Below are 8032 nucleotides of genomic sequence, written 5' to 3' on the forward strand. Positions count from 1 at the left end.
GCGGGGTGGCGGTCGAGCCGGTGCTCGGCTCGCGCTCCACCGACCTGCTCTCCGGTCTCGGCCCGGCGCCGCTGCGCGCCGGGGACCGGCTGCCGGTGGGCGAGCCGGTCGAGCCGCTGCCCGGGGTGGACCTGGCCCCGGTACCCGACCCGCCGGCCGGCACGGTGACGGTGCGGGTGCTGCCCGGGCCGCGCCGCGACTGGTTCGCCGACGACGCCTGGCAGCTGCTCACCGGCCAGGACTACCGGGTCAGCAGCGAGAGCAACCGGGTCGGCGTCCGGCTGGAGGGGGAGCCGCTGGCGCGGCTGCGGGCGGGCGAGCTGTCGAGTGAGGGCATGGTGCGCGGGGCGCTGCAGATCCCGCCGTCGGGCGTCCCGGTGCTCTTCCTCGCCGACCACCCGGTCACCGGCGGCTACCCGGTGGTGGGCTACGTCGCCGACCCCGACGTCGACCGCTGCGCCCAGCTCCGCCCCGGCCAGACCCTCCGCTTCACCGACCGTCCCGCGGCGTCCTGAGCCAGTCCGGTCTCCCGCGCTTCGACAGGCTCAGCGCGCTGTGGTCGGCCCCGAGCTCTCCCTGAGCCGCACCCCAGCGCCCTGAGCCGCACCCCAGCGCCCTGAGCCGCACCCCAGCGCCCTGAGCCGCACCCCAGCGCCCTGAGCCGCACCCCAGCGCCCTGAGCCGCACCCCAGCGCCCTGAGCCTGTCGAAGGGCCTCCGATCACCAGCACGTCCCCCGCCTCCCCAGCCGTTCCCGTCCCACCCGGGGCGGAGTAGCGTGAACAGAACCGGTTCGACCCACCCACCCCACGCGCCGGTGCGCCGGCAGAGACCAGAGGTGAACCATGGCCCGTCCCGCACTCGGCACCCTCGCGCTGCTGACCGCCAACCTGCTCTCCCTCGGCGCCCTCGCCTTCGGTCTGCCGCAGGGTGGTCCCGCCCCGGCGGCCGTGCCCGACCGGGCCGGCGACTGCTTCGCCGAGGGCGCCCCGCTCACCGTGGAGGAGCAGCGGATCACCCAGCCGCTGCCCGGCCAGGACGTCCCCGCCTCGGTCCAGTTCATCGAGGCCGGCGGGTTCGGACCGCAGGTGGCCGATCTCGAGCGCCGGCTGTGCACCGTCCGCGACGTCCGTCAGGCGAGCCGGGCCGTCCAGGTCGTCGGCACCGAGCTGTGGCGGACGGCCGTCGACCGCGCCCAGGGCCGCCAGCAGCTGGGCACGATCGACCCCTACGACGACCGACCGCTGTACTGGGCGCGGACCGCGATGACCCGGGCGCTGCGGGAGTGGGTGCCGTCGTTCCCGCTCACCTCGCTGCAGCGTCAGGCGCTGGTCCGCCAGCTCTCCTACGCCGGCCGCGGCATCGACAGCGTCGAGTTCGGTCAGGGCGAGGACGTCACCAGGGTGCTGGTCAGCGGGTTCGACACCTACAGCCTCGACTCCAGCCTGCGGAACTCCAACCCCTCGGGCGCCTCGGCGCTGCAGCTGGACGGCCGGGTGGTCGAGACCGAGCAGGGCCGGGTGGTCGTGCAGGCGGTCATGCTGCCGGTGAACTGGAGCGACTTCGACCAGGGCATCGTCGAGGACGCCTTCGGCCCCTGGCTGGTGCCCGAGGACCACCCCGAGCACGCCGGGTCGGTCGACACGATCATGACGATCAGCCAGACCGGCCGCGGCCGGATGGACATCGAGAAGTGGGCCGGCGGGTTCCGCGGCGGCTCACCCGACAACAACCGGGCGCTCAACTGGGGCCCCATCTCGGCCGCGGCGCTGTGGCCGCAGCCACAGCCGTCCCCGCAGTTCATCCAGACCACGCTGCCGTACGAGGAGATGATCGCCGCCGGTACCGGGCCGTGGCCGGTCCGGCTCAACCCGGGCATCACCGAGTGGCCGCGGGGCACCTTCCCCGACCCGGCCTCGATCCGCAGCGCGCCAGACCCCAGCCCCGGCTCGCGGGCGGCCAGCGCCCCCGGCGGCAACTACCTGTCCAACGAGAGCATGTACCGCACCAACCGGCTCCGTCTCGGCGTCGGGCGCGAGGACCTGCCGGGCGGCCACCTGCACATCTCCTCGCTGGTCTACCCCGAGGACCCGGCCGCGCTGACCAGCCCGGAGTTCGAAGCCGACCGGAAGGCGGTCGTCGACCAGACCGTCGCCCTGGTGGAGGCCGCCGGCCGCGCCGCGCAGTCCTGAGCCGGGCGGCCGTGCGGCGGGGGCCGTCCAGCAGGGGAGAGCGTCGGGGACGACCCGTCCGGCCCGCTAGATTCGCGCCATGTTCTCGAAGGTTCTCGTCGCCAACCGTGGAGAGATCGCCGTCCGGGCGTTCCGCGCCGCCTACGAGCTGGGGGCGAAGACGGTCGCCGTGTTCCCGCACGAGGACCGCAACGCGATCCACCGGATCAAGGCCGACGAGGCCTACCAGATCGGCACCGAGGGCCACCCGGTGCGGGCCTACCTCGACATCGACGAGATCATCAAGGCCGCCAGGCGCAGCGGCGCCGACGCGGTCTACCCCGGCTACGGCTTCCTCTCGGAGAACCCCGACCTGGCCGAGGCCTGCGCGGCCAACGGGCTGACCTTCATCGGCCCGCCCGCGGAGGTGCTGGAGCTGGCCGGCAACAAGGTGCGCGCGCTGGCCGCGGCCCGCGAGGCCGGCATCCCGACCCTGGCCTCCTGCCCGCCGTCGGATGACGTCGACACCCTGGTGGCGGCCGCGGAGGACATCGGCTTCCCGGTCTTCGTCAAGGCCGTCGCGGGCGGCGGCGGGCGCGGCATGCGCCGGGTGGACGCCCCGGAGCAGCTGCGCGACGCCCTGCAGGCGGCGATGCGCGAGGCCGAGTCCGCCTTCGGCGACCCCACCTGCTTCATCGAGCAGGCGGTCGGACGCCCCCGCCACATCGAGGTGCAGATCCTCGCCGACGGGCAGGGCAACGTCATGCACCTGTTCGAGCGGGACTGCTCGATCCAGCGCCGCCACCAGAAGGTGGTCGAGATCGCCCCCGCCCCGCACATCCCCGAGTCGCTGCGCGAGGCGCTGTGCCGCGATGCCGTCACCTTCGCCCGCTCGCTCAACTACTCCTGCGCCGGCACCGTGGAGTTCCTCGTCGAGACCGAGGGGGAGCGGGCCGGGCAGCACGTGTTCATCGAGATGAACCCGCGGATCCAGGTCGAGCACACCGTCACCGAGGAGATCACCGACGTCGACCTGGTGCAGGCCCAGATGCGGATCGCCTCGGGTGAGACGCTGGCCGACCTCGGGCTGAGCCAGGACACGGTGCGGATCAACGGCGCCGCGCTGCAGTGCCGGATCACCACCGAGGACCCGACCAACGGCTTCCGCCCCGACACCGGCACCATCAGCGCCTACCGCTCCGCCGGCGGCGCGGGCGTCCGGCTGGACGGCGGCACCGCCGACACCGGCGCGGTGATCAGCGCCCACTTCGACTCGATGCTGGTCAAGCTCACCTGCCGCGGACGCACCTTCGAGGCCGCGGTGGCCCGGGCCCGCCGGGCGCTGGCGGAGTTCCGGATCCGCGGCGTCAGCACGAACATCCCGTTCCTGCAGGCGGTGCTGGACGACCCCGACTTCATCGCCGGCGACCTGTCCACCGCCTTCATCGAGCAGCGTCCCGGCCTGCTCACCACCAACACCCCCGGCGACCGCGGCACCAAGCTGCTGCGCTGGCTGGCCGACGTCACCGTCAACCAGCCCCACGGCCCGGCGCCGACCCTGCTCGACCCCGTCGCCAAGCGCCCGGCCGGGGTCGACCTGAGCCAGCCGTCCCCGCCCGGCTCCCGGCAGCGGCTGCTCGAGCTGGGTCCGGAGGGCTACGCCGCCGAGGTGCGCGCGGCGACCGCCCTGCAGGTCACCGACACCACCTTCCGCGACGCCCACCAGTCGCTGCTGGCGACGCGGGTGCGCACCCGCGACCTGCTGCGGATCGCGCCCTTCTACAGCCGCATGCTCCCCGAGCTGTTCTCGGTGGAGTGCTGGGGCGGGGCCACCTACGACGTGGCGCTGCGCTTCCTCAACGAGGATCCCTGGGAGCGGCTGGCCGCGCTGCGGCACAACATGCCCGGGATCAACCTGCAGATGCTGCTGCGGGGCCGCAACACCGTCGGCTACACCCCCTACCCGACCCAGGTGACGACGTCCTTCGTCGAGGAGGCGGCCGCCGTCGGCATCGACGTCTTCCGCATCTTCGACGCCCTCAACGACGTCGAGCAGATGCGCCCGGCGATCGAGGCGGTGCGGGCGACCGGCACCACCGTGGCCGAGGTGGCGCTGTGCTACTCCGGCGACCTGGCCGACCCCGCCGAGGACCTGTACACCCTCGACTACTACCTGCGGATGGCCGAGCGCTGCGTGGAGGCCGGCGCGCACGTGCTGGCCATCAAGGACATGGCCGGGCTGCTGCGTCCGCCGGCGGCCAAGAAGCTCGTCTCGGCGCTGCGGGAGAACTTCGACCTGCCGGTGCACCTGCACACCCACGACACCGCCGGCGGCCAGCTGGCCACCCTGCTCGCGGCCGCCGACGCCGGCGTCGACGTGGTGGACGTGGCCAGCGCCTCGATGGCCTCCACCACCAGCCAGCCGCCCGCCTCGGCGCTGGTGGCGGCGATGGCCCACACCGAGCGGGCCACCGAGCTCGACCTGCGCGCGGTGCAGGACCTGGAGCCGTACTGGGAGGCCGTCCGCAAGGTCTACCTGCCCTTCGAGTCCGGGCTGCCCAGCCCGACCGGGCGGGTCTACGACCACGAGATCCCCGGCGGGCAGCTGTCCAACCTGCGTCAGCAGGCGATCGCCCTCGGCCTGGCCGACAAGTTCGAGGAGGTCGAGGCGATGTACGCCGCGGCCAACCGGATCCTCGGCCGGCCCACGAAGGTGACGCCGTCGTCGAAGGTGGTCGGCGACCTCGCGCTGCACCTGGTGGCGGCCGGCGCCGACCCCGACGAGTTCGCCGCGAACCCGCAGTCCTACGACATCCCCGACTCCGTGATCGGCTTCCTCTCCGGCGAGCTGGGCGACCCGCCCGGTGGTTGGCCCGAGCCGTTCCGCAGCCGCGCCCTGCAGGGCCGCACCGCCCCGGTGCGGGTGGGCGACCTGTCGGAGGAGGACGCCGCCGCGCTGCGGACGTCCGGGCGGGTGCGCCAGCAGACGCTCAACCGGCTGCTCTTCCCCGGCCCGACGAAGGACTTCACCAAGGCCCGGGAGGAGTACGGCGACATCGGGCGGCTCGGCACCCTGGACTACCTCTACGGGCTGCGCCCGGAGACCGAGACGACGGTGCCGCTGGGCAAGGGCGTCAACCTCATCCTCGGGCTGGAGGCGATCGGCTCGGCCGACGAGAAGGGGATGCGCACGGTGATGTGCACCCTCAACGGCCAGCTCCGCCCGGTCCGGGTGCGGGACCGCTCGATCACCGTCCAGGCCAAGGCCGCCGAGCGCGCCGACCCGGCCAACCGCGGCCACGTCGCGGCCCCGTTCGCCGGGGTGGTCACCGTGGGCGTGGCCGAGGGGGCGCAGGTCGAGGCCGGGGCGTCGGTGGCCACCATCGAGGCGATGAAGATGGAAGCCGCGATCACCGCACCGGTGGCCGGCACCGTGGAGCGGATCGCGCTCAACGGCGTGCAGTCGGTCGAGGGCGGCGACCTGGTGCTGGTGATCACCCCGTCCTGACCCGGGCCGGTCTGCGTCGGAGGAGCCCGTCGGTGGGTACGGCCCGAGCACGGCGACGCCTCGGAGTGGGTGCCCGACCGCGCGCTGGAGGCCGCCGGGCTGCCGCGCGCCGAGGTGTACCTCACCAGCGCCGTCGAGCACTTCCGCCACCAGCTGCGCGGGAAGCGCCGGCTGCACCAGGAACCCGAGGTGCGCCACTGGTGGCCTGCCGGCCGGAGCCGGGTGCCGAGCCGGACGTCGTCGACCCCGACGTGTGATCGCCCTGAGCGCCAGCGCCGGACGCTCCGTGCTGGGCCGGACGGTGCGGGTCGGCGCCGAGCGGGGCCGGGTGCTGACCGACACCGGGCGTCCGGTGGTGCTCACCACCCACCCGTCTGCGCTGCTGCGGCTGGAGGACCGCGAGGGCTACGCCGAGGCCTTCGACGCCCTGGTCGTCGACCTCGTCACCGCGGCCGCCGCCCGCAGCTGACGCCGGGTGCAGGGTCAGCGGCTGGCGAAGACGACGACCCCCGGCGCCGGACGTCCCTGCTGCTCGGCCACCCGTCCCCACTGCTCGAACCCGTTGAGCCAGTGCGCCAGCGTGACGACGTCGTCGCGGTGCGGGGAACCGCGCAGCGCGTCGCCGTCGCCGAGCACCGCGGTGTCCCAGGCCGCGGCCATCTCCAGGGCGAAGGCGTGCGGCCGGGCGCAGGCCGACTGGCCCGGCGGGGGGAGCACGCCGAGCATCGCGTCATGGCTGCACAGCCGGCCCAGCCCGACCTCGCTGGAGGTGCCGGAGCGGGCCAGGTCGAAGTCGACGGCGTCGCGCTCGGCGCGTCCCAGCGGCAGCTCCAGGCTGCCCCAGGCCAGCTCGGCGACCAGCCGCTGCAGCAGCGTCCAGGTGGCCAGCTGACGGTCCGGCGGCACGTAGCGCCCGGCGAGCAGGGTGTCCAGGTCGGCGGGGGTGGGGTCGGCCGGGTCGACCACCAGTGCGCCGGGGGCCCGGCGGAAGATCGGCCCGAGCTTGGACAGCAGCCCCCGCTGCTCGACGGCGGGTGCGGGCCGGAAGGCGTCCTCGGCGACGGCGCGCAGCCGGGCGGCGAGGGACTCGTCGGCGCCGACGACGGCACGGACCTCCTCGACGGCGATGGCGTGCAGCTGCAACGCGCCCATGGCGGCACCGTAGCCGTCTGGTCCGCCGATGCACCATAGGCTGGGCCGGTGACTCCTCGGACCCGACGCCTCGTGGTGACCGGGGTGCTGCTCGCCCTGCTCGGCATCGTCGTGGTGGCCGCGGTGCTGGGACGGTGAGGCGGGGATGGTCGTGGAGCGGAGAAGGAGCGTGATGGTGCCGCGGAGTGTCCGGCGCGTCGGAGGATCGATCGGGGCCGCCGTCGGCGCCACCCTGCTGTGCCTGCCGCTGGCCCTGCCGGCCGTCGCCGACGAGGTGGAGTTCACCATCGGCGACGAGGACATCACCGAGTCCTCCGGCCTGGCCACCGACCGCCAGCAGGACCTCTACTGGACCGTCAACGACTCCGGCGACGAGGCCCGCGCCTTCGCCCTCGACGAGGACGGCGAGACCGAGGGGGTGCTGACCCTGCGCGCCGACGTCACCGACGTCGAGGCGGTGGCGCGCACCTCCGAGGCGCTCTACATCGGCGACATCGGCGACAACGACCGCGAGCGCGAGCTCATCACCGTCTACCGCGTGGCCGATCCCGAGCCGGGCACGACCCCCACCTACAACGCCTGGGACCTGCAGTACGGCGACGGCGAGGCCCACGACGCCGAGGCGATGGTGGTGCTGCCCTCGGGGCGGGTGCTCATCATCACCAAGGAGCGCGAGGGCGGCATCTGGGCCACCAGCAGCTCGCCCTCGGGCCAGCAGGTCAACACCCTGGAACGGGTCGCCGACGCGCCCTCCTTCGTCACCGACGCCACCCTGCTCTCCGACGGCCGGATCGCGCTGCGCAGCTACGTGTCGGTGACCGTCCTGGACGAGGACTACGAGACGGAGGCGAGCGCCGCCCTGCCGCTGCAGCAGCAGGGTGAGTCGATCACCGACGCCCTCGACGGCGAGGGGCTGCTGGTCGGCTCGGAGGGCGAGGGCTCGCAGGTGCTGCGGGTGCCGGTGCCCGAGGCGGTGGCCGAGGACGTCCCGGCCGGGGACGACTCCCCGCCCGCGAGCGCCGAACCGGCGCCGTCGGAGGAGGCGAGCCCGGAGGCCGCACCCGAGGAGGAGCCGGCCGCCGCCGAGGAGGGGGACGACCGCAGCGGCACCCTGCTGGCGCTCGGGCTGGCGGCCCTGGTCGCGGTGGCCGCCGGGCTGGTGGTCGCGTTCGCACGTCCCCGCGGCGGGGCGGATCCGGCCG

The 8032-nt window shown here is 74.4% G+C and carries 6 protein-coding genes; 5 read left to right on the forward strand and 1 reads right to left on the reverse strand.

The window, feature by feature from the left end:
• The 4 genes from DVA66_RS13875 to DVA66_RS13890 form a co-directional block, all read left to right on the forward strand.
• Positions 1–515, forward strand: a 515-nt coding sequence (locus DVA66_RS13875) for a 5-oxoprolinase subunit C family protein (protein ID WP_198671763.1), incomplete at its 5' end; no start/stop codon positions are given.
• A 329-nt stretch (positions 516–844) separates the two neighbouring features.
• A complete protein-coding gene (locus DVA66_RS13880; protein WP_114560623.1) occupies positions 845–2191 on the forward strand; it encodes a hypothetical protein in 1347 nt (448 codons plus the stop codon).
• Positions 2192–2270: 79 nt separating this feature from the next.
• Positions 2271–5678 (forward strand): pyruvate carboxylase, encoded by a 3408-nt coding sequence (locus tag DVA66_RS13885; RefSeq protein WP_114560624.1) that lies wholly within the window; start codon positions 2271–2273, stop codon positions 5676–5678.
• Between the two features lie 253 nt (positions 5679–5931).
• Positions 5932–6147, forward strand: a complete 216-nt coding sequence (locus DVA66_RS13890) for a uracil-DNA glycosylase family protein (RefSeq protein WP_114560625.1) — start codon at positions 5932–5934, stop codon at positions 6145–6147.
• A 14-nt stretch (positions 6148–6161) separates the two neighbouring features.
• Here DVA66_RS13890 and DVA66_RS13895 read toward each other — a convergent pair whose 3' ends face one another.
• Entirely contained in the window at positions 6162–6830 is a 669-nt protein-coding gene (locus tag DVA66_RS13895) for a DUF7691 family protein (protein ID WP_114560626.1), read from the reverse strand.
• Between the two features lie 172 nt (positions 6831–7002).
• Here DVA66_RS13895 and DVA66_RS13900 point away from each other — a divergent pair.
• On the forward strand, positions 7003–8032 hold a 1030-nt coding region (locus DVA66_RS13900), incomplete at its 3' end, for an SdiA-regulated/phytase-like domain-containing protein (protein WP_114560627.1).

It is taken from the genome of Desertihabitans aurantiacus (assembly GCF_003344635.1).
Taxonomy (GTDB): domain Bacteria; phylum Actinomycetota; class Actinomycetes; order Propionibacteriales; family Propionibacteriaceae; genus Desertihabitans; species Desertihabitans aurantiacus.

Excerpts from the sequence above, each read along its gene's own strand:
- DVA66_RS13880 (WP_114560623.1), top strand. The coding sequence starts at position 845 with ATGGCCCGTCCCGCACTCGGCACCCTCGCGCTGCTGACCGCCAACCTG.
- DVA66_RS13885 (WP_114560624.1), top strand. The coding sequence starts at position 2,271 with ATGTTCTCGAAGGTTCTCGTCGCCAACCGTGGAGAGATCGCCGTCCGG.
- DVA66_RS13895 (WP_114560626.1), bottom strand. The coding sequence starts at position 6,830 with ATGGGCGCGTTGCAGCTGCACGCCATCGCCGTCGAGGAGGTCCGTGCC.